Genomic DNA, 21307 nt, shown 5'->3' on the forward strand with positions numbered 1-21307 from the left:
ATGCGCATCTTCGACCCGCACATCCACATGACCTCCCGCACGACCGACGACTACGAGGCCATGTACGCGGCCGGCGTGCGGGCGCTCGTCGAGCCGTCGTTCTGGCTCGGCCAGCCGCGCACGAACGTCGGCTCGTACGTCGACTACTTCGACGCCCTCACCGGGTGGGAGCGGTTCCGCGCGTCGCAGTTCGGCATCCGCCACCACTGCGCGCTCGCGCTGAACCCGAAGGAGGCCAACGACCCGCGCTGTCGCGAGGTCATGGCCGAGCTGCCCCGGTTCCTGCGCCGCGAGTCCGTCGTCGCCATCGGGGAGACCGGCTACGACTCGATGACGCCCGAGGAGGACGAGGTGCTCGAGGCGCACCTCGCGCTCGCGATCGAGCACGGCCTGCCCGTGATCGTGCACACGCCGCACCGCGACAAGAAGCACGGCACCCGGCGCACGCTCGAGGTGATCGCGCACTCGGGCATCGCGCCCGAGCTCGTGGTGCTCGACCACCTCAACGAGGTCACGATCGAGATGGTGAAGGAGAGCGGCGCCTGGATGGGCTTCTCGATCTACCCCGACACCAAGATGGACCCGCACCGCATGGTCGCGCTGCTCCAGCGGTTCGGCACCGATCGCGTGCTCGTGAACTCGGCGGCCGACTGGGGCCGTTCCGACCCGCTGCTCACCGCGAAGACCGGCGCAGCCATGCTCGACGCCGGCTTCGAGACCGCCGACGTCGACACCGTGCTCTGGCAGAACCCGGTGGCCTTCTTCGCCCAGAGCGGGCGGCTCGATCTCTCGCCGCTGCCCGGCTTCGACCTCGCGAGCGAGCCCGAGCTGTTCTCGGGCAACTCGATCCTGCGCGGCGCGGCGGATGTCGCGGCGCCCGCCGTGCCCGGGGCGGCGCGCTGATGCACCTCTCGTACTGCACCAACGTGCACCCGGCCGAGGATCTCGACGGGGTGATCCGGCAGCTCGAGGCGTACGCCGGGCCCGCCCGGCTCGCCGCGGCGCTGGAGACGCTCGGCGTCGGGCTCTGGCTGCCCGCGCCGCTGGCCGCGCGCCTCGCGACCGAGCCCGCCGCACTCGAGCGCCTGCGCGCCGCGCTCGACCGGAACGGTCTCGAGGTGCGCACCCTGAACGCGTTCCCGTACGAGGCCTTCCACGCCGAGGTCGTCAAGCTCGACGTGTACCGGCCCGACTGGACCGACCCGGCGCGCCTGGAGTTCACGATCGACGCGGCGCGCGTGCTCGCCGCACTGCTGCCGCCCGGCGCCGACGGAAGCATCTCGACTCTGCCGCTCGGCTGGCGTGACGGCTGGGACGACGAGGCCGACCGTGCGGCGACCGCTGCCCTGGCCGAGCTCGGCGCGGAGCTGCGGGCGATCCGCGCCGAGACGGGCCATGCCATCCGCCTGGCCGTCGAGCCCGAGCCGGGCTGCGCGCTCGACGACGTCGACGACGTCGTCGCGTGGCTCGACTCGCACCGCGATCGCATCGACCTCGACCACATCGGCGTCTGCCTCGACACGTGCCACCTCGCCGTCTCGTTCGCCGACCCCGGGGCGGCGGTCGCGCGCATCGCCGACGCGGGCCTCCGCGTCGTGAAGGTGCAGGCGTCGGCCGCGCTGCACGTCGAACGACCCGACGACCCCGAGGCGCGCCGGGCGGTCGAGGCGTACGCGGAGGACCGCTACCTGCACCAGGTCCGCGAGGACGCCGCCGGCGGCGTCATCCGCGTCGACGACCTCCCCGAGGCGCTCGACGAGCTGCCCGCGACGGCGCCGTGGCGCGTGCACTTCCACGTGCCGCTGCACCTCGCGCCCGAGGCGCCGCTCTCGTCGACGACGGGGGTGCTGCGCGCCGCGCTCGCCGCGGTGCGCACCGTGCAACCCGTCGACGAGCTGCACGTCGACGTCGAAACCTACACGTGGTCGGTGCTGCCCGGCCCGTCGGTCGACCTCGTCGGCGGCATCGCCGCCGAGCTGCGCTGGGCCGCGACCGAGCTGCTCGAGCGGGCGGAGCAGCCGGCATGAGCGCGTCGACCCCGAAGGTGCTGCTCCTCGACGTCGTCGGCCTGACCGCCGACGCGCTGCGTCACATGCCGCGCCTGAACCGGATGGCGCGCGCCGGCGGCCGCGCCGAGCTCGGCACTGTGCTGCCCGCCGTCACCTGCTCGGTGCAGTCGTCGGTGCTGACGGGGACGATGCCCTCGAGCCACGGCATCGTGGGCAACGGATGGTACTTCCGCGGCCTCGGCGACGTGCTGCTGTGGCGCCAGCACAACCGGCTGGTGCGCGGCGAGAAGCTCTGGGAGACCGCGCGACGGCGCCGCGGCGGCGACTACACGAGCGCGAACCTCGGCTGGTGGTACGCCATGGGCGCCACGACCGACCTCACCGTCACGCCGCGGCCGATCTACCACGCCGACGGCCGCAAGTCGCCCGACTTCTACGCCCGCCCGCCGCGCCTGCACGACGAGCTGCGCGAGGAACTCGGCGAGTTCCCGCTGTTCCAGTACTGGGGGCCGACCGCGTCGATCCGCTCGACGAAGTGGATCGTGGACGCCACCCGACGCGTGCTCGCGCAGCCCGGCGCGCCCGACCTCACGATGGCCTACCTGCCCCACCTCGACTACGACCTCCAACGGTTCGGGCCCGACGGGCCCGAGGCCGCGCGGGCGGCCGCCGACCTCGACGCGGCGATGACCCCGCTGCTCGACGAGGCCGAGGCGCACGACGTGACGGTCGTCGCGCTCGCCGAGTACGGCATCGCCGCGGCCGATCGCCCGGTCGACGTCAACCGGGCGTTGCGCCGCGAGGGCCTCCTGGAGGTCTACGTGCAGGACGGGCGCGAGCAGCTCGACCCCTGGACCTCGCGTGCGTTCGCGGTCGCCGACCACCAGGTCGCGCACGTGTACGTCGCCGATCCCGCCGACGTGTCGCGCGTGGCGGCGATCCTCCGCGACCTCGACGGCGTCGACGAGGTGCTCGACCGCGAGGCGCAGGCCCGCTACGGGCTCGACCACGCGCGCTCCGGCGAGCTCGTCGTCGTCGCCGAGCCCGGCGCGTGGTTCACGTACTACTTCTGGCTCGACGACGACCGGGCGCCCGAGTACGCTCGCGGCGTCGACATCCATCGCAAGCCCGGCTACGACCCGGCCGAGCTGTTCTTCGACCCGGCCGACACGCTCGCCAAGGCGAAGGCCGGGGGCAACCTCGTGCGCAAGAAGCTCGGCCTGCGGTACGCGATGAGCACCGTGCCGCTCGACCCGTCGTGCGTGCGCGGCACGCACGGCCGGCTGCCCGACTCGAGGGCCGACACTCCGCTCCTCCTCGCCTCCGACCCGCGCTTCCTCGACGGGGCCGGCGACCGCGTGCACGCGACCGAGGTGCGCGACCTCGTCCTCCGGTGGCAGGGCCTCGGCGATGCCGCCACGATGTCCGACCCCCACGAAAGGATCCGAGCATGACCGACACCCCCGCGACGCATCCCGTCACGCTGTTCACCGGCCAGTGGGCCGACCTGCCGTTCGAGGAGGTCGCGCGCCTCGCCTCCGAGTGGGGCTACGACGGCCTCGAGATCGGCGTCGGCGGCGACCACCTCGACACCAAGCTCGCCGATGAGGAGCCCGGCTACCTGAAGGAGAAGCTCGAGCTCCTGAAGCGATACGACCTGAAGGTCTACGCGATCTCCAACCACCTCACCGGCCAGGCGGTGTGCGACGACCCGATCGACTTCCGCCACCAGGCGATCGTCAGGCCCTACACGTGGGGCGACGGCGACGCCGAGGGCGTGCGCCAGCGCGCCGCGGAGGACCTGAAGCGCACCGCGCGCGTGGCCCGCAAACTCGGGGTCGACACGGTGGTCGGGTTCACGGGGTCGAAGATCTGGCAGTACGTCGCGATGTTCCCGCCCGTGCCCGCATCGGTCATCGACGCCGGCTACGAGGACTTCGCGAACCGCTGGAACCCGATCCTCGACGTGTTCGACGACGAGGGCGTCCGGTTCGCGCACGAGGTGCACCCGTCCGAGATCGCGTACGACCACTGGACCAGCGTGCGCACGCTCGAGGCCATCGACCGTCGCCCCGCGTTCGGATTCAACTGGGATCCGAGCCACATGATGTGGCAGGGCGTCGACCCCGTGGGCTTCATCTGGGACTTCCAGGACCGGATCTACCACGTCGACTGCAAGGACACCCGCATCCGCACGGCGAACAGCCGGTCGGGGATCCTCGGCTCGCACCTGCCGTGGGGCGACCCGCGCCGCGGCTGGGACTTCGTCTCGACCGGGCACGGCGACGTGCCGTGGGAGGACGCGTTCCGCGCCCTCGACGCGATCGGCTACACCGGTCCGATCTCGGTCGAGTGGGAGGACGCCGGCATGGACCGCCTGCACGGCGGCCCGCAGGCGCTCGAGTTCGTGCGCTCGCTCATCTGGCCGCGGCCGACGGCGTCGTTCGACGCCGCCTTCTCCAACCAGTAGCGGGCGGGCGCGCGCCCGTCCTGCGCCGAAGCCCGGGTTCGAGCGGGTCCACCCGCGAGAACCCGGGATTCGGCGTGCCCGGCGCTACGCCACCGGCAGGAGCGGCGCGAGGGGTGCGCGGAGGTCGAGGATCGACCCGGGCACCTCGCCGGTGTCGGGGTACTGCTCCCGGTGGGCGAGGCCGACGCCGGAGAGGCCGAGCCCGGTCGCCGCGGCATCCGTGACGAAGAGGTACGGCCGGTAGCCGATCCGGTCGCGGATCCCGTTCTTGAGCAGGCGGTGCGCGACGGTCACAGCGGGACCGAGCAGGTCGCTGCCGCCGCCGACGCTCTGCCGTACGCAGAGCCCGCGATGCAGGATCACCTTGAGGTCGAGGTAGGCCACGTTCGGGCACGCGGTGCAGTCGTGCTCTGGTCCGGGCGTCGCGCGCTTCCGAGCGGCGAGGAACCCCGCGTACATCGTCGCGAGCCGATCGAGCACGCGGTCGCGCTCGCCGTCGAGTGTTGACGCCGGCGCGCACGCGAAGACGGCGTCGCCTTCGAGCTTGACGAGTGCGAACTCGGGTGACACACCCGTCGTGACGCTGTCGAGCAACTCGGCGAGCAGCGAGTACGCGATCGGGATGCCCTGGCTGAAGTCGACGCCGTGCGCCTCCTCGACGCTGGACAGGAACGTGCTGTAGCCCGAGATGTCCGCGATGAGGAGGTATCGGTCGCCGGCCGGCGCGTCCGTCATCGTCGATGCTGCGAGCTCCATGGTTCCCCTGACCTGCGGCGTTCGGGGCGAGTCTACGTCGCAGTGGGCCGCCGGTGAAGGAAGGGCGAGCGGATGCCGCGGGCGGAGGGCGTGCCCGCGACATCCGCTCGGCGGCTACGCCCGCTCGGTCACCGTTCCGTGCGTGAGGTGCAGCCGCCGCTCCGCGCGCCTCGCGACGGCGGAGTCGTGCGTGACGATCACGAGCGTGAGCCCGCGATCGCGCCAGAGGCCCTTGAGGAGGTCCATGATCTCGTCGCGGGTCTGCTCGTCGAGGTTGCCGGTGGGCTCGTCGGCGAGGAGCACCTCGGGCTCCTTGACCAGCGCGCGGGCGATCGCCACGCGCTGCTGCTGGCCGCCCGAGAGCTCGCTGGGCACGTGGAGGGCGCGGTCGCCGAGGCCGACCGACTCCAGTGCGGCGGTCGCCCGCGAGCGTCGCTCCTCGGCGGGCACGCCGAGCGGCTCGAGCGCCGTCTCGACGTTCTCCTGCGCCGTGAGCGTCGGGATGAGGTTGAAGCCCTGGAAGACGAACCCGATCTCGCGGGCCCGGATGCCGCCGAGCAACGCGTCGGGCATGCCCGACAGGTCGGCCTCGCCGAGCGAGACGCGGCCCGAGGTGGGCCGGTCGAGCGCGCCGAGCAGCTGCAGCAGCGTCGACTTGCCGCCGCCGGTGGGGCCCTGGATGGCGACGAGCTGACCCGTGGGGATGGTCAGGCTCACGTCCTTCAGCGCCGTGACCTGGCGCTCCTTCTGCCGGTAGGTCTTCGAGACGTTCTCGAGGGTGTACATGGGGTGGTTCCTTCCGTGGTGCGGGTCGATGAGGGGGCGAGCGGATGCCGCGGCATCCGTTACGCGACGCTGCGCAGCGCCTCGGCGGGGCGCAGCAGGCTGGCGCGCCATCCGCCAATCGCACCGGCGAGGAGGCCGCCGACCACCGCGAGGCCGACCGCGAGGGCGACGACGCTCACCGTTACCGGCGCGCTCAGCACGACCTCGCTGGCCTGCGCGGTGTCGAACGGGTTGCCTCCACCGGTGAACCCGCCGCCCATCGGGCCTGCGGCCGCGGTGGCGTCCGGCGTCGAGGTCGTGGCCAGCGTCGGCGCGACCGCGTTCACGATCGCGATGCCCGCGAATCCGAGCGCGAGCCCCGCCGCGCCGCCGATCAGGCCCTGCACGAGCGACTCGCCCGCGACCTGGCCGGTGATGCGGCGATTGGACCAGCCGATCGCCTTGAGCGTGCCGAACTCGCGCGTGCGGCGCGTGACGCCCTGGATCGTGAACAGGATGGCGATGAGGAACGCGGCCGCCAGCACTGCGATCGAGAGCCACACGCCGAGGCTCGAGATCAGCTGGCTCGCGCTGCCGAGCGAGCCCGAGACCGACGCGGCGAGGTCCTCCTGGGTGCTGACCTCCTGGTCGGGCAGTGCGGTCTCGAGGTCGCTCTTCACGTCGGAGATGACCTCGGCCGACTCGGCCTGCACGGCGATGTCGGACACCTGGCCCTCGAGGCCCGAGAGCGACTGGGCCACGTCGAGCGGGATGTACGCGTTCGACGCGGTCGTGGCATCCGCCGACGTCGAGGCGACCGTGCCGACGATCTCGAACTCGGTGCCACCGAGGTCGATCGTGCCCCCGACCGCGAGGCCCTCGTTGGTGGCGTAATCGGAGTCGAGCACCACGACGTTCTGGCCGGCGTCGTCGGCGTCGAGCGTGCGGCCGTCGACGAGTTCGACGGAGCTGAGCGGGCCGACCGCGTCGGCCGCGGGGTCGATGCCCGTCACGGTCGTGCTCGAGACGTCGAACGCGCCGCCGCGGAAGCCGCCGCCGGCCTCGCCCTCGCCGGGCGCGGGCATCGTGGCGTCGCCGCCCGCCGTCGCATCGCCCGAGGGTGCCTGGGGCAGCTCGCCGTCGAAGGTGACGTTGTTCAGGCTCAGGGTCGCGGATGCCGCGGCGACGCCGTCGACGTCCTGCACCGTGTCGAGCGCCGACGCGTCGAAGGTCGTCGCGCCCGGACCCGCGGTGAGTCGCGAGTTGCTGAGCTCGGTGGTCGTGCCGTCGGCGCCGGTCGCGCCGTCGTCCTGGCCGAACTCGAAGCGCACGCCGCCGCCCGGATCCTCGCCCTCGGAGGGCGCGGCCGCGGCCTGCGAGACGGTCAGGTCGGTGCCCACGCCGTACACGGACTCGAGCACGGCGGCCTGCGCGTCGCGCACGCCGGCCGACACGGAGTTCACGATCATGACGAGCGCGATCGCGAGCGCCATCCCGACCGCGACGATCGCGGTCTGCCTGCGGCGCCCGGCGAGCTCGCGCCGGAGGTAGGTGAAGAACATGGTGGGATCCTCGGGGGTCTCGGGGCGCCCACCGGTCGATGGGCTCGATCCGTGACGCTAGGCACGGGGGCTGTGGTCGCCCGATGCCATGCCTATGCCTGCGGTATGAGCCGGCCGCCGAGCGGGCCGGTCGGGCTCATTGCGGGATCACAGGCGGCATCCGCCCTGCCCATAGGAAACCCACAGGCCGAACCGCATACTCGATCACATGAGCCATCCGACCACCGCACCCGGCGCCGCGCAGCGGCCGCAGATCGCCAAGGCCGACGGCACGGCCGTGCGCGTGCTGGTCGTCGACGACGAGAACTCGCTGACCGACCTCCTGAAGATGGCGCTGCGCTACGAGGGCTGGGAGGTGCGGACCGCGTCCGACGGCTTCGGCGCGGTGAGGGCTGCCCGGGAGTTCCGGCCCGACGCGATCGTGCTCGACATCATGCTGCCCGACATCGACGGCCTCGAGGTGCTGCAGCGCGTGCGCGCCGACGGCACCGAGACGCCGGTGCTGTTCCTCACGGCGAAGGACTCGCTCGACGACCGCATCGCCGGGCTCACCGCCGGCGGCGACGACTACGTCACGAAGCCGTTCAGCCTCGAGGAGGTGGTCGCGCGCCTCCGCGGGCTCATCCGCCGGTCGACGCTCACGCTCGCGCAGGCGAAGGACCCGGTGCTGCGCGTCGGCGACCTGAGCCTCGACGAGGACTCCTACGAGGTCGAGCGCGACGGCACGCCCATCGAGCTGACCGCGACCGAGTTCGAGCTGCTCCGCTTCCTCATGCGCAATCCGCGCCGTGTGCTGTCGAAGGCGCAGATCCTCGACCGCGTCTGGAACTACGACTTCGGCGGCAAGGAATCCGTCGTCGAGCTCTACATCTCCTACCTCCGCAAGAAGATCGACGCGGGCCGCACGCCCATGATCCACACGGTGCGCGGGGCGGGCTACATGCTGAAAGCGGCCGGATGACACGCCCCGGCGATCCCGGCCACGCGGCCGCCGCACGGCAGGCCGTGGCCCACGCGCGGTCGAGCGACGCCCCCGAGGGCGCGTCCGACGGCGCGTCCGACACCACGACGGCTGCCGCCGCGCCATCCGCTGCCGCCTCGTCGACGGATGCCGCGCCGCGCCGTCGCGCGCCGAAGACGCTGCGCCGCCGCCTGCTGATCCTCATCGCGTCGCTCGTGGTGCTGGTCAGTGCCGTGGTCGGCGTCGTGAGCGTGGCCGTGCTGCACAATCAGCTCGTCGCGCGCCTTGACGCGCAGCTCGAGCAGGCGATCGACCGTGCCGGCCGCGCCCTCGACGACCCGGGCGGACCGCTGCCGATCCCGCCCGAGGGCGCCGACGTGCTGCTGCGCCTGCCGGGCCAGCCGCTCGGTGCGATCGCCGCGCTCGTCACCGACCGCGCGGTCATGTACTCGGGCACGATCGACCGCGAGGGCGACATCGACGACCTCTCCGAGGAGGCGGGCCAGACGATCGCGTCCATCCCGACCGACCGCCAGCCGGTCACGGTCGAGCTCGACGACCTGGGGGAGTACCGGGCGATCGCGGCGCCCACGAACGGGGGCTACTCGTTCGTCGTCGCCTTCCCGCTCGCCGACGTCAACGCGACGACCACGCAGCTCGCGATCACCGTCGCGGTCGTGGCGCTCGCGGGGCTCGCGGGCGCGCTCGCGCTCGGCGCGGTGACCGTGCGCCGTGCGCTGCAGCCGCTCGACCAGGTGACCGAGACGGCGACGCTGGTCTCCGAGCTGCCGCTCGCGCGCGGCGACGTCGAGCTGCCCGACGAGGTGCCCGTCGACGACGAGCGCACCGAGGTGGGCCGGCTCGCGACCGCGTTCAACCGCATGCTCGGACACGTCTCGTCGTCGCTGTCGGCGCGCGAGCTGTCGGAGCGCAAGGTGCGCCGTTTCGTCGCCGACGCGAGCCACGAGCTGCGCACGCCCCTCGCCTCGATCCGCGGCTACGCCGAGCTGACCCGCCTGCACGGCGGCGAGCTGCCGCCCGACGTGGTCCACGCGCTCGGCCGCATCGAGTCGGAGTCGCTGCGGATGACCGAGCTCGTCGAGGACCTGCTGCTGCTCGCACGGCTCGACGAGGGGCGCGAGCTGCGGCGCGACCCGGTCGACCTGCGGCAGGTCGTCGTCGATGCCGTCGGCGACGCCCAGGTCGCGGGACCCGATCACGACTGGCGGGTGGCGGTGCCCGACGAGGCGGTGACGGTCCCCGGCGACGAGTCGCGGCTTCGGCAGGTGCTCACGAACCTGCTCGCCAACGCACGCGTGCACACGCCCGAGGGCACGAAGGTGATCGTGCGCCTCCGGCAGGTGCCGGCGACGGATGGCACGGGGCCGCGCACCCGCGTCACGGTCACCGACGACGGACCGGGCATCGATCCCGAGGTCCGCGCGACGTTGTTCGAGCGGTTCGCCCGGGGCGACGCGTCGCGCTCGCGCCGAGCCGGGAGCACGGGCCTCGGCCTCGCGATCGTGCGCGCGGTGGTCGAGGCGCACGGCGGCACGGTCTCGGTCGAGAGCGACCCCGGCCGAACCGAGTTCACGGTCGACCTGCCCGCCTGAGCGACGGTCGGGCGCGCCGGCTACGCCTCGGGCGTTCCGGGAACCTCGTCCGGGCGCTCCGGCGCGAGGACGCCGGTGGTCAGGCGGCTGAGCAGCCGTGCGAGCTCGTCGACGTCGCCGGCCGGCCAGGTGCGCAACTGCGAGTAGAGCTGCTGCTGCATCCGCGAACTCCGGCGCCCGACGCGCTCGATCGCGACCGGCGTCGGCTCGATGATCCGCGCCCGTCCGTCGTTCGGGTCGGGCTGGCTGGTCGCGAGGCCGAGCGACTCGAGGTGCTTGAGCTGGCGGCTCACGACGCTCTTGTCGATCTCGAGGGCTTCCGCGATGGCGCCGGCGTGCATGGGCCCCCGGCGCACGACGGCCGAGAGGATCTTGTACCCGACCGGCTGCAACTCGGGGTGGACCGCGGCGGCGGCCTCCTTCCAGACGGCCCGCACGCGGACGAAGAGCGACCGGAGCTGCTCCTCGACCGCGGCGATCTGGTCGTCGCGGGCCGCGCGGGGCGCGGATGCGGCGGTGGCGGTCATGCGGCCGATCCTATTGCGCGGGGGAGCGGTCGCCCCGCTCTGCCACGTCGTGCGCGAGGCCCACGGGTGCGAGGGCGACGGATGCCGCGGCAGTGTCGATCGCGGCATCCTCCGCGTCCTCCTCGGTCCTCGCCCGCTGGATCGCGTTCTGCGTGCCCAGGCTGATGTCAGGCAGGAACGCGACCGCGACGAGCGTGACGATCGCCAGCGGCACGGCCGCCAGGAACACCGTGCCGACGCCGGTGCCGTAGGCCGACTCGACGACGACACGCAGGAACTCGGGAAGCTGGCTGATCTGCGGGATGGTGCCGGCGCCCAGGGTCTGGGCGGCCTCGAGCTGCTGCTCGGGCGGCAGGCCGGCGATGCCGTCGGTGATGCCGTCGGCCACGACGGTGCCGAGGATCGAGCCCATGACCGCGACGCCGACGGTGCCGCCGAGGCTGCGGAAGAACGTGACGGCGCTCGTGGCGACACCGAGGTTCCTCACCTCGGTCGTGTTCTGCACGACGAGCACGAGGTTCTGCATGAGCATGCCGACGCCGGCGCCGAGCACGAACATCGAGATGCCGACGTACCAGAACGGCGTGTCGTAGTGGAGCTGCGCGAGCAGGATGCTGCCGGCGATCATGAGCACGGCGCCCGTGACCATGAAGCCCTTCCACCTGCCGCGGCGGCTGACCAGCGCCCCGATCACGGTCGAGGAGACGAGCACGCCCGCCATCATCGGGATCGTCAGCAGCCCCGACTCGGTCGGCGTGGCGCCGCGCGCGAGCTGCATGTACTGGCTGAGGAAGACCGCCGTGCCGAACATCGCGACGCCGACCGAGATCGACGCGATGACCGAGAGGGTGAACGTGCGGTTCCGGAAGAGACCGAGCGGGATCACGGGCTCCGGAACGCGGAGCTCGACGACGATCGCGATCGCGAGGAGCAGCACCGCGCCGCCGACCATGAGCAGGCTCGGGACCGAGATCCACTCGAAGTCGGAACCGGCGAAGGTGACCCAGAGCAGCAGCAGCGAGACGCCCGCCGAGATGAGCACGATGCCGGCGTAGTCGATCGACACCTTGGTCTTCGGTCGCTTGGGCAGGTGCAGCGTGCGCTGCAGCAGCACCAGCGCGACGATCGCGATCGGCAGGCCCACGAAGAAGTTCCAGCGCCAGCCGAGGCCGTCGGTGATGACGCCGCCGAGCAGCGGGCCGCCGACGGTGGCGACGGCCATGACGGCGCCGAAGAGGCCCGCGTATCGGCCACGCTCGCGCGGGCTGATGATGTCGGCCATCACGATCTGGCTGAGCGCGGCGAGGCCGCCGGCGCCGAGGCCCTGGAAGACGCGCATGGTGATGAGCGTGCCGGTGTCCTGCGAGAACCCGGCGACGGCCGACGCGACGACGAAGATCACGAGCGCGAGCTGCAGCAGGAGCTTGCGGTCGAAGAGGTCGGCGAGCTTGCCCCAGATTGGCGTCGAGACCGTGGTGGCGAGCAGGGTCGCGGTCACGACCCACGTGAAGGCGGACTGGTCGCCCTCGAGGTCGGAGATGATGAGCGGCAGCGAGGTGCCGACGACGGTCGAGGCGAGCATCGACACGAACATGCCGAGCAGCAGGCCCGACAGCGCGGTGAGCACCTCGCGGTGCGTCATGCCGTTGTCGGAGAGCGCGGCGGGCTCGGCCGGCGGCTTCGGGGCGCGGGTGCGCGCGGTGGTGGCCATGGAACTCCAGAATCGTTGACTGCGGTCAACCATACGTAACTGATGGACAATGGTCAACTATTCCCAGTCGGCCGGATGTCACGGGTCGACCCGGGCGCGCAAGGCGTCGTGTGCGCCGATTTGGCGGCGGTCGCGCCATCCGTTACCCTTGACGGAGCCGAAGACCGCTGGTTGTCGTGCGCCGAAAGGTTCGCGACCGAAGTCTTGCGAACGCAAGTGCCCGCGCAGGTGTGACGAAGACTTCCCGGGCGATCCGGGCCGAGCTCCGCGCAACTGCGCCGGAGCTCTTTTCATTTCGCTCGACGCTCACGAGTTTCCAGCGCTCCCAGGCCGTGCACCGCCTCCGCGATGCACGTTGAATTCACAAGGAGTGGCCATGGCGAACAAGGAAGCCTCGGTTGCCGAACTCACGAACCTGTTCGAGAGCTCGACCGCCGTTCTGCTGACCGAATACCGCGGCCTCACTGTTGCGAAGCTCAAGGAGCTCCGCAAGTCCATCAGTGGGGACGCGAGCTACGCCGTGGTGAAGAACACGCTGACGAAGATCGCGGCCAACAACGCCGGGATCTCCTCGTTCGACGACGAGCTCAAGGGCCCGTCGGCGATCGCGTTCGTGCACGGCGACCCGGTCGCCGTCGCGAAGTCGCTGCGTGACTTCGCCAAGGCGAACCCCCTCCTCGTGGTCAAGGGCGGCTATTTCGATGGCAAGCCCCTGACCGCCGAAGAGGTAGGCAAGCTCGCCGACCTCGAGTCCCGCGAAGTGCTCCTGGCGAAGCTCGCCGGTGCCTTCAAGGCCTCGCTGTTCGGAGCCGCATATCTGTTCAACGCACCGCTCTCGAAGGCCGTTCGCACGGTCGACGCGCTGCGTGAGAAGCAGGAGTCCGCTGCGTAGGCGCGAGCCTCTCAAGCGGTGAGTTACCAGAGAATCTAAGGAGAAGAATCATGGCGAAGCTGTCCACTGAGGAGCTGCTCGAGCAGTTCAAGGGCCTGACCCTCATCGAGCTCTCGGAGTTCGTCAAGGCGTTCGAGGAGACCTTCGAGGTCACCGCGGCCGCTCCCGTCGCCGTTGCCGGCCCCGCTGCCGCAGGCGGCGGCGCCGCTGCCGAAGAGGTCGAGGAGAAGGACTCCTTCGACGTCGTCCTCGAGGCTGCCGGCGACAAGAAGATCCAGGTCATCAAGGTCGTCCGCGAGCTCACCTCGCTCGGCCTCGGCGAGGCGAAGGCCGTCGTCGACGGTGCTCCCAAGGCCGTGCTCGAGGGCGCGAACAAGGAGACCGCCGACAAGGCGAAGGCCGCCCTCGAGGAGGCCGGCGCGACCGTCACCCTCAAGTAAGTGGTTGCGCTCGCTCGAGCGCTTCCCGTTTGAGGTGACCTGCGTCACCTGAACACACGGATGCCCCGTGCCGATTCGCTCGGCACGGGGCATCCGTCGTTCGTCCTGCTCAGTCGTGCTCGCTCCGCACGAGGAGCTTCGCGAGCCCGGCGTACGTGTTCGGGCCGGGGACGCCGTCGATGGGCCCCGTGTACCCGCCTCGCTGCGCGATCCGCTGCAGTCCCTTCCAGGTGTTCGGCCCGGGAACGCCGTCGATCGGGCCGGTGTAGCCGACGCCCGTGAGCACGGTCTGCACGCCCTTCCACGAGTTCGGCCCGAGGACGCCGTCGTAGGGGCCGAAGTAGCCGCCGATGCGGCCGAGGACCTGGAGCGCCGCGTTGGTCGCCGGTCCCGGGATGCCGTCGACGGGCCCCGCATAGCCGAAGCCCGCGAGCACGGTCTGGACGCCCTTCCACGACGCCGGTCCCATCACGCCGTCGTTCGGGCCCGTGTATCCGCCCTTGGCGGCCAGCCGCTGCAGGGCGTCCCAGGTGGCCGGGCCCGGATCGCCGTCGAGATGTCCGGCGTAGCCGTAGCCCTTCACGGTCTGCTGGAGGCCCTTCCAGGTGTTCGGCCCGGGAACGCCGTCGTTCGGACCTCGGTAGCCGCCCGCGCGGGAGATCCGCTGCAGCGTGATGCCGTCGGCGGGGGTGATCGCCGCACTCGTGGCGGCGGTTTCGGTGGTCATGGTGCCCTCCTTCGTCGGTGCCGGGCGAGGTGCGGTCCGATCGGCGCGGCACGTCGCCCGCTGCGGACGCTACGACGCCCGTCGTGGGGATGCCACCGGGCTGTCCCTGAGACTTCCAGGGCGATGCGCGGATGTCGCGCCGTGCGTCAGCGCGGCGGCGCCGTCGTGCTGCTGCGCACGACGAGGCGTGTCGCGAGCGGCCGGTCGAACCCCGCGGCCGCCTCGTCGCCCACCTCCTCGCCGAGCTCGTACAGGACCGCCTCGGCCACGATCCGGCCCTGGTCCACGGGGTACTGCTCGATGGTCGTGAGCCCGAACAACTCGGCGTACTCGTGCCCGTCGAAGCCGATGACCGAGAGCGCCGTCGGCACGGCGATGCCGAGCCGCTCGGCGGCGCGCATGACGCCGAACGCGATCTCGTCGGAGGCCGCGAAGATCGCGGTGGGGCGCGCGGTCGGATGCCCGAGCATCTGCAGTCCCGCCGTGTACCCGCCGGGCAGGGTCATCTCGGCCTCGACGATCCCGCCGTCGACCCCGACCGGCTGCAGGCCGGCGGCGTCCATCGCGTCGTCGAACCCCGCCGTCCGGAGTCGCTGCACGCTGTGCGCCGCCGAGCCGGGGGCGGCGCCGGCGATGTGGGCGATGCGCGTGTGGCCGAGGGTGATGAGGTGCTCGGTCGCGAGCGTCGCGGCGGCGCGGTCGTCGACCGTGAGGCGTGGCGCTCCGGGCGCGATGCCGCCCAGGGCGTAGATCGGTTTGCCGCGACGCTCGATCACGTCGACCTCGCGCTCGGTGAGGTCGACGCCGACGGCGATGACCGCGTCGACGCGCTTGCGCGCCAGGAAGAAGTCGAACACGCGATCGCGGGCCGGGCCTTCGAGGGCGAGGTTGTACAGCGTCAGGTCGTAGCCGGCGGCGAGCAGCGCGCGCTCGGCGCCCTCGAGCACCTCGCCGAAGAACCAGCGGTTGACGAACGGGATCACGATCCCCACGTTCTTCGTCCGGCCGGTCACCAGGCTCGCGGCGTTCGGCGAGGCGATGTAGCCGATCTGGGCCGCGGCATCCGAGACGCGGCGACGAGTCTGCTCCGAGACGTAGCCGCGCCCGGTGAGCGCGCGCGACGCCGTCGACTTGGAGACCCCGGCGAGGCGTGCCACGTCCGAGATCGCGGACATCCCTCCTCCCTCCGTCGGGCCCTGCGCATCGGAGTGTACGCCCGATCCGTCCCCGTATGGAACCGGTTCCCGGTTTCCGGCTCGTCACTCGATCGTGACCCTTCGAACCCTTGCCCGTCCCCGGATCGTCCCTTACCGTGGACGCTGGAACCGGTTCCCGGCTCCGCCCTGCACCGCACTCAATGAGGAGAAGACATGAGACTCACACGGCACCGCCGTTGGACGGTCCCCGTCGTGGCGGCCGCCGCGGTCGGCTTGACGCTCACCGCGTGCACCGGCGACATCGCACAGGAGGATGCGGCCGACGTCGACTGCAGCGACTACGAGGAGTACGGCACGTTCGACGGTGCCGAGGTCACGGCATCCAGCACCATCCTCGACATCGAGGCCGACCGGCTGAACGAGTCCTGGGCCGACTTCGAGACCTGCACCGGCATCTCGGTCGAGTACCAGGGCTCGAGCGAGTTCGAGGCCCAGATCGCGGTGCTCGCCGAGGGCGGCAACGCGACCGACGTCGCCTTCGTTCCGCAGCCCGGCCTGATGAACCGCCTCGCCGCCGGCGGCTGGCTCATCCCGGCCTCCGAGGCGGTCGAGGCGAACGCCGACGAGTTCTGGTCCGAGGACTGGAAGAAGTACGGCTCCTACGAGGGCACGTTCTACGGCGCCCCGCTCATGGCGAGCATCAAGGGCTACGTCTGGTACTCGCCGGCCGAGTTCGAGGAGAAGGGGTACGAGATCCCGGCGACCCTCGACGAGCTCAAGGAGCTCTCCGACACGATCGCGGCCGAGGGCGACCACAAGCCGTGGTGCGTCGGCCTCGAGTCCGGTGACGCCACCGGCTGGCCCGGCACCGACTGGGTCGAGGACTACATGCTCCGCCTGCACGGCGCAGACGTCTACGACCAGTGGGTGACCCACGAGATCCCGTTCAACGACCCGCAGGTCGCCGAGGCGTTCGACGCCGTGGGCGAGTACCTCAAGAGCGAGGAGATGGTCAACGGCGGCATCGGCGACGTGTCGACGCTGGTGACCGAGGCGTTCCAGACCGCCGGCCTGCCGATCCTCGAGGGCGAGTGCTCGCTGCACCACCAGGCCTCGTTCTACGAGACCTTCTGGAACCCCGAGGGCGGCGACGAGAACACCGTGGCCTCCGACGGCACGGTCTTCGGCTTCCTGCTCCCGCCGGCCAGCGCCGACGACCCGCTGTCGGTGACCGGCGGCGGCGAGATCGTCGTGGCCTTCCGCGAGGCCGAGGAGGTCGAGGCGTTCCGCGCCTACCTGTCGAGCGACACCTGGGCCAACAACCGGGTGAGCCTGGGCGGCGTCATCAGCGCGAACAGAGGCGTCGACCCCGAGAACGCGTCGAGTGAGCTGCTCGTGCAGTCGATCGAGATCCTCCAGGATCCCGAGACGACGTTCCGGTTCGACGGGTCCGACCTGATGCCCGGTGCCGTCGGCGCCGACTCCTTCTGGAAGGGAATCGTGGCGTGGGTCGGCGGTCAGAGCACCGAGGAGACGCTCGACGCCATCGAGGCGAGCTGGCCCTCCAGCTAGCCGTCCGCGCGCCGCTGGCACTCACGGCCCGCGGCACGGCATGATCGAGGGGCGGGGTTCGACACCCCGCCCCTCGGCACCCCAGCTTCAACGACGAACCCGGGAGGCACGATGACCACGGCCGATCTGCTCGGCAAGATCCTGCAGGTGGTGATGGGGCTCGCGATCCTTGCGGCGGTCGTCGGCCTGCTCATCTTCTTCATCGACAGGGCCCCGAAGAAGGGCCGAGATTACTGGCAGCTCGCGGGCTTCCTCGCACCCGCGATGCTGTTCGTGTTCGTGGGGCTCGTCTATCCGGCGATCCGCACGAGCATCCTCGCGTTCCAGGACTCGAGCGGCGACTGGACGATGGACAACTTCATCTGGACGTTCACGCAGCCGGCCGCCATCCGCACGCTCGTCAACACCATCATCTGGGTGGCGATCGTGCCGGCGTTCGCGACCATCATCGGCCTGGCGTACGCGGTCTTCATCGACCGCTCACGCGGGGAGAAGTACTACAAGGTCGTGCTCTTCATGCCGATCGCGATCTCGTTCGTCGGCGCGGGCGTGATCTGGCGCTTCGTCTACGAGTACCGGTCGGGCGATCGCGAGCAGATCGGCCTCCTGAACGCGATCGTCGTCGCCTTCGGCGGCGAGCCCGTCCAGTGGCTCCAGACCGATCCGCTCAACACCTTCCTCCTCATCATCGTGATGATCTGGATCCAGACCGGATTCGCCATGGTCCTGTTGAGCGCGGCGATCAAGGGCGTCCCGACCGAGCAGATCGAGGCGGCCCAGCTCGACGGCACCAACGCCTGGCAGCGGTTCATCAACGTGACGGTGCCCGGCATCCGCGGATCGCTCGTGGTGGTCCTGACGACGATCTCGATCGCGACACTCAAGGTCTTCGACATCGTCCGGACCATGACCGCCGGAAACTTCAACACCAGCGTCATCGCGAACGAGATGTACACCCAGGCATTCCGGGCGAGCGAGATCGGGCGAGGGTCGGCGCTCGCGCTCATCCTCTTCCTGCTCGTGCTGCCGATCGTCGTCTACAACGTCAACGTCCTCCGCAAGCAGAGGGAGATCCGATGAGCAGCGTCGCCCCGGCCGACCTCCCGGTCGGCAAGGACCAAGGGTCCCTCGAAGCCGCAGAGCAGGCCGAGTACGCCCGCCCCAAGGCCGCGCGCGTCAAGCAGCGGCTCACGTCGCGCACGGCGACGATCGTGTCGCTGATCATCGCGGTCCTCTGGACGATCCCGACGTTCGGCCTGTTCCTCTCGTCGTTCCGTCCGGCCGAGCTCATCCGCACGACCGGGTGGTGGACCTACTTCCAGAATCCCGGGCTCACGCTCGAGAACTACTCGTCCGTGCTGTTCTCGACCTCGTCGTCGTCGCCGCAGCTCGGCGCGTACATCGTGAACTCGATCGCGATCGCACTGCTCGGCACCCTGATCACGCTGGTGTTCGCGTCGATGGCGGCGTATGCGTTCGCCTGGATCAAGTTCAAGTGGGTGAACTGGCTGTTCATCTTCGTGTTCGCGCTGCAGATCGTTCCGCTGCAGATGGCCCTCGTGCCGCTGCTCCAGATCTTCTCGACCTGGCTGCGGCCGATGCAGGCGTGGCTGCACGACGTGGTCCCGATCATCCCCGAGCAGAACTACGCGCCGGTGTGGCTCGCGCACGCGATGTTCGGCCTCCCGCTCGCGATCTTCCTGCTGCACAACTTCATCTCGGAGATCCCGACCGACGTGATCGAGGCGGCACGCGTCGACGGCGCGACCCACGGCCAGATCTTCGGCCGGATCGTGCTGCCGCTGGCCACCCCCGCGCTCGCGTCGTTCGCGATCTTCCAGTTCATCTGGGTGTGGAACGACCTGCTCGTCGCCCTGATCTTCTCGGGCGGCACACAGGACGTCGCACCACTGACGCAACGATTGGCGGAGTTGGTCGGAACGAGAGGCCAGGACTGGCAGCTGCTCACGGCCTCGGCGTTCATCTCGATCGTGATCCCGCTGATCGTGTTCTTCAGCCTGCAGCGCTACTTCGTGCGCGGCCTGCTGGCGGGCGCCACGAAGGGCTGATCGCGAGCGGATGCCGCGGCATCCGCCGGTCACGAGGGAGGCGGATGCCGCGGCATCCGCCTCTCTCGTCGCCGCCCCGGGTGCCGGGGGTGCCGCTTAGGGTGAATGCATGAGCATGCACGGCGGCGGCATGGGTCCGCCCGGCGCACGACCGCCCGCCGGTCGCGGCGGAGGGATGGGGCGCCGCATCTCGAGCGCCGACGAAGACGCGCAACGCGCCGAGAACGCGGCCGCACCGAAGATCCCGCACCTCCTGCAGCGCATCGCCGAGCTGTTCCGGCCGCATCGTGCCGCCCTCACGGTGGTCGTGGTCCTCGTCCTCATCGGGGCCGCGCTCAGCGTCATCCCGCCGCTGCTCACGCAGCGCGCGTTCGACGACGCCCTGTTCCCGACCGACGCCTCGGGCGGCATCGGCGATCCGAACCTCACCGTGCTCGGCTGGATCGTCGCGGCCATGATCGCGGTGTTCGTGGTCTCGGCGCTGCTCGGCGTGTGGCAGACCTTCCTCACCGCGACGATCGGCAACAAGGTCATGGGCGCGATGCGGGTGCGGCTCTTCAGCCATCTGCAGTCGATGGAGCTGAGCTTCTTCACGCGTACGAAGACGGGCATCATCCAGTCGCGTCTGCAGAACGACGTCGGCGGCGTCGCATCCGTGCTCACCAACACCGTCTCGAGCGTGCTCGGCAACACGGTCACGGTGATCTCGGCGTTCGTCGCGATGCTGCTGCTCAACTGGCAGCTGACGCTCATCGCGCTCGTGCTCATGCCGTTCATGGTGATCGCGCAGCGGCGGGTCGGCCAGGTGCGCGCCCGCATCGCGGCGAAGACGCAGGAGTCGCTGTCCGAGATGACGGCCATCACGCAGGAGACGCTGTCGGTCAGCGGCATCCTGCTGTCGAAGAGCTTCACGCGGCAGAAGAGCGAGATCGACCGCTACGCCGACGAGAACCGCAACCAGATCCATCTGCAGGTGCGCCAGCAGATGTCGGGCCAGTGGTTCTTCGCCATGGTCTCGATCTTCATGTCGTCGATCCCGGCGATCGTCTACCTCGTGTCGGGCTGGCTCATCACCGGCGGCGAGGCCGACATCACGGCGGGCACGATCGTGGCGTTCACCACGGTGCAGGCACGACTGCTGTTCCCCCTCATGGGTCTCATGCGGGTCGCGCTCGACCTGCAGACCTCGAGCGCGCTGTTCGCGCGCATCTTCGAGTACCTCGACCTCACGCCCGCGATCAGCGACCGCCCCGATGCGCGTGAGGTGCCGACGGGCACGGATGCCGCGGGCGAGCCGCTCCTCGGCCGGGTCGAGTTCGAGCACGTCTCGTTCCGGTACCCCGACGCCGACGACGAGCAGCGCCCCACGCTCGACGACGTGTCGTTCACGATCGAGCCGGGGCAGTTCGCGGCGTTCGTGGGGCCGAGCGGCGCCGGCAAGACGACCGTGTCGTACCTCGTGCCGCGCCTGTACGAGGCCTCGAGCGGTGCAGTGCGCTTCGCGGGCGTCGACGTGCGCGACCTCGCACAGGAATCGCTCGTGTCGCACATCGGCATCGTGAGCCAGGAGACCTACCTGTTCCACGCGACCATCGCCGAGAACCTCAGGTACGCCAGGCCCGACGCCACCGACGCGGAGCTCGAGGCCGCCGCGCGGGCCGCGAACATCCACGAGACCATCGCGTCGTTCCCCGAGGGCTACGAGACCGTCGTGGGCGAGCGCGGCTACCGGCTGTCCGGCGGCGAGAAGCAGCGCATCGCGATCGCGCGCGTGCTGCTGAAGGATCCGGCGGTGCTCGTGCTCGACGAGGCGACGAGCGCGCTCGACACGATCAGCGAGCGCGTCGTGCAGGCCGCGCTCGACGACGCGTCGCGCGGGCGCACGACCATCGCGATCGCGCACCGGCTCTCGACCGTGGTCGCCGCCGACGTGATCTTCGTGATCGTCGCGGGCCGCATCGCCGAGCGCGGCACGCACGCCGAGCTCATCGAGTCGGGCGGCGTCTACGCCTCGCTCTACCGGCAGCAGGCCGAGCGCCCCGAGGTGCCCGCGAGCCGCCCGTAGCGGCACGCCTC

The 21307-nt window shown here is 70.9% G+C and carries 19 protein-coding genes; 12 read left to right on the plus strand and 7 right to left on the minus strand.

Annotation, left to right across the window (positions count from 1 at the left end; translation table 11 throughout):
• The 4 genes from AC3RKB_RS08590 to AC3RKB_RS08605 are packed head-to-tail and all read left to right on the plus strand — an operon-like array spanning position 1 to position 4479.
• The gene (locus AC3RKB_RS08590; RefSeq protein WP_491435672.1) at positions 1–903 is read left to right on the plus strand and encodes a TatD family hydrolase; all 903 of its coding nucleotides are present in this window, start codon (positions 1–3) and stop codon (positions 901–903) included.
• Positions 903–2027: a metabolite traffic protein EboE gene (gene eboE / locus AC3RKB_RS08595; protein ID WP_491435673.1), complete on the plus strand. Its 1125-nt coding sequence runs from the start codon at positions 903–905 to the stop codon at positions 2025–2027. Before AC3RKB_RS08590 ends, eboE begins: the two co-directional genes overlap by 1 nt.
• A complete protein-coding gene (locus AC3RKB_RS08600; RefSeq protein WP_491435674.1) occupies positions 2024–3463 on the plus strand; it encodes an alkaline phosphatase family protein in 1440 nt (479 codons plus the stop codon). Before eboE ends, AC3RKB_RS08600 begins: the two co-directional genes overlap by 4 nt.
• Positions 3460–4479, plus strand: coding sequence for a sugar phosphate isomerase/epimerase family protein (locus AC3RKB_RS08605; protein WP_491435675.1), 1020 nt, complete (start codon positions 3460–3462; stop codon positions 4477–4479). Before AC3RKB_RS08600 ends, AC3RKB_RS08605 begins: the two co-directional genes overlap by 4 nt.
• Before the next feature lie 84 nt (positions 4480–4563).
• Here AC3RKB_RS08605 and AC3RKB_RS08610 read toward each other — a convergent pair whose 3' ends face one another.
• The 3 genes from AC3RKB_RS08610 to AC3RKB_RS08620 form a co-directional block, all read right to left on the minus strand.
• Positions 4564–5235, minus strand: a complete 672-nt coding sequence (locus AC3RKB_RS08610; RefSeq protein ID WP_491435676.1) for a DUF2652 domain-containing protein — start codon at positions 5233–5235, stop codon at positions 4564–4566.
• A 114-nt stretch (positions 5236–5349) separates the two neighbouring features.
• Positions 5350–6021 (minus strand): ABC transporter ATP-binding protein, encoded by a 672-nt coding sequence (locus AC3RKB_RS08615; RefSeq protein WP_491435677.1) that lies wholly within the window; start codon positions 6019–6021, stop codon positions 5350–5352.
• A gap of 59 nt (positions 6022–6080) precedes the next feature.
• Entirely contained in the window at positions 6081–7562 is a 1482-nt protein-coding gene (locus AC3RKB_RS08620; protein ID WP_491435678.1) for an ABC transporter permease, read from the minus strand.
• 208 nt (positions 7563–7770) lie between these two features.
• On the opposite strand from AC3RKB_RS08620, the gene AC3RKB_RS08625 reads away from it, so the two are divergent.
• Both AC3RKB_RS08625 and AC3RKB_RS08630 read left to right on the plus strand, forming a co-directional pair.
• Positions 7771–8523, plus strand: a complete 753-nt coding sequence (locus tag AC3RKB_RS08625; protein ID WP_491435679.1) for a response regulator transcription factor — start codon at positions 7771–7773, stop codon at positions 8521–8523.
• Positions 8520–10136, plus strand: a complete 1617-nt coding sequence (locus tag AC3RKB_RS08630; RefSeq protein ID WP_491435680.1) for a sensor histidine kinase — start codon at positions 8520–8522, stop codon at positions 10134–10136. The genes AC3RKB_RS08625 and AC3RKB_RS08630 overlap by 4 nt, the downstream gene beginning before the upstream one ends.
• A 20-nt stretch (positions 10137–10156) precedes the next feature.
• On the opposite strand, the gene AC3RKB_RS08635 is transcribed toward AC3RKB_RS08630, so the two are convergent.
• Both AC3RKB_RS08635 and AC3RKB_RS08640 read right to left on the minus strand, forming a co-directional pair.
• Positions 10157–10663, minus strand: coding sequence for a MarR family winged helix-turn-helix transcriptional regulator (locus AC3RKB_RS08635; RefSeq protein ID WP_491435681.1), 507 nt, complete (start codon positions 10661–10663; stop codon positions 10157–10159).
• Between the two features lie 10 nt (positions 10664–10673).
• Complete coding sequence (locus tag AC3RKB_RS08640) at positions 10674–12305, minus strand: MDR family MFS transporter (RefSeq protein ID WP_491436789.1); 1632 nt, start codon at positions 12303–12305, stop codon at positions 10674–10676.
• A 445-nt stretch (positions 12306–12750) separates the two neighbouring features.
• Here AC3RKB_RS08640 and rplJ point away from each other — a divergent pair, with 445 nt between their 5' ends.
• Together rplJ and rplL are read left to right on the plus strand one after the other, a co-directional pair.
• On the plus strand, positions 12751–13266 hold the full coding sequence (rplJ, locus tag AC3RKB_RS08645; RefSeq protein ID WP_204391983.1) for a 50S ribosomal protein L10: 516 nt from the start codon (positions 12751–12753) through the stop codon (positions 13264–13266).
• 50 nt (positions 13267–13316) lie between these two features.
• On the plus strand, positions 13317–13706 hold the full coding sequence (rplL, locus tag AC3RKB_RS08650; RefSeq protein WP_127792363.1) for a 50S ribosomal protein L7/L12: 390 nt from the start codon (positions 13317–13319) through the stop codon (positions 13704–13706).
• Between the two features lie 109 nt (positions 13707–13815).
• Here the strand turns inward: rplL and AC3RKB_RS08655 are convergent, their stop codons facing one another.
• Together AC3RKB_RS08655 and AC3RKB_RS08660 are read right to left on the minus strand one after the other, a co-directional pair.
• Entirely contained in the window at positions 13816–14433 is a 618-nt protein-coding gene (locus AC3RKB_RS08655) for a peptidoglycan-binding domain-containing protein (RefSeq protein WP_491435682.1), read from the minus strand.
• Positions 14434–14579: 146 nt separating this feature from the next.
• The gene (locus AC3RKB_RS08660; RefSeq protein ID WP_491435683.1) at positions 14580–15608 is read right to left on the minus strand and encodes a LacI family DNA-binding transcriptional regulator; all 1029 of its coding nucleotides are present in this window, start codon (positions 15606–15608) and stop codon (positions 14580–14582) included.
• Positions 15609–15803: 195 nt separating this feature from the next.
• Between AC3RKB_RS08660 and AC3RKB_RS08665 the strand changes: the two genes are divergently transcribed.
• The 4 genes from AC3RKB_RS08665 (at position 15804) to AC3RKB_RS08680 (ending at position 21296) form a co-directional block, all read left to right on the plus strand.
• The gene (locus tag AC3RKB_RS08665; protein ID WP_491435684.1) at positions 15804–17162 is read left to right on the plus strand and encodes an ABC transporter substrate-binding protein; all 1359 of its coding nucleotides are present in this window, start codon (positions 15804–15806) and stop codon (positions 17160–17162) included.
• A gap of 111 nt (positions 17163–17273) precedes the next feature.
• Complete coding sequence (locus AC3RKB_RS08670) at positions 17274–18242, plus strand: carbohydrate ABC transporter permease (RefSeq protein ID WP_491435685.1); 969 nt, start codon at positions 17274–17276, stop codon at positions 18240–18242.
• The gene (locus AC3RKB_RS08675) at positions 18239–19231 is read left to right on the plus strand and encodes a carbohydrate ABC transporter permease (RefSeq protein ID WP_491435686.1); all 993 of its coding nucleotides are present in this window, start codon (positions 18239–18241) and stop codon (positions 19229–19231) included. Before AC3RKB_RS08670 ends, AC3RKB_RS08675 begins: the two co-directional genes overlap by 4 nt.
• Before the next feature lie 115 nt (positions 19232–19346).
• On the plus strand, positions 19347–21296 hold the full coding sequence (locus AC3RKB_RS08680; protein ID WP_491436790.1) for an ABC transporter ATP-binding protein: 1950 nt from the start codon (positions 19347–19349) through the stop codon (positions 21294–21296).
• Positions 21297–21307: the final 11 nt, after the last annotated feature.

The sequence above is a fragment of the Agromyces capsici genome (genome assembly GCF_058349965.1).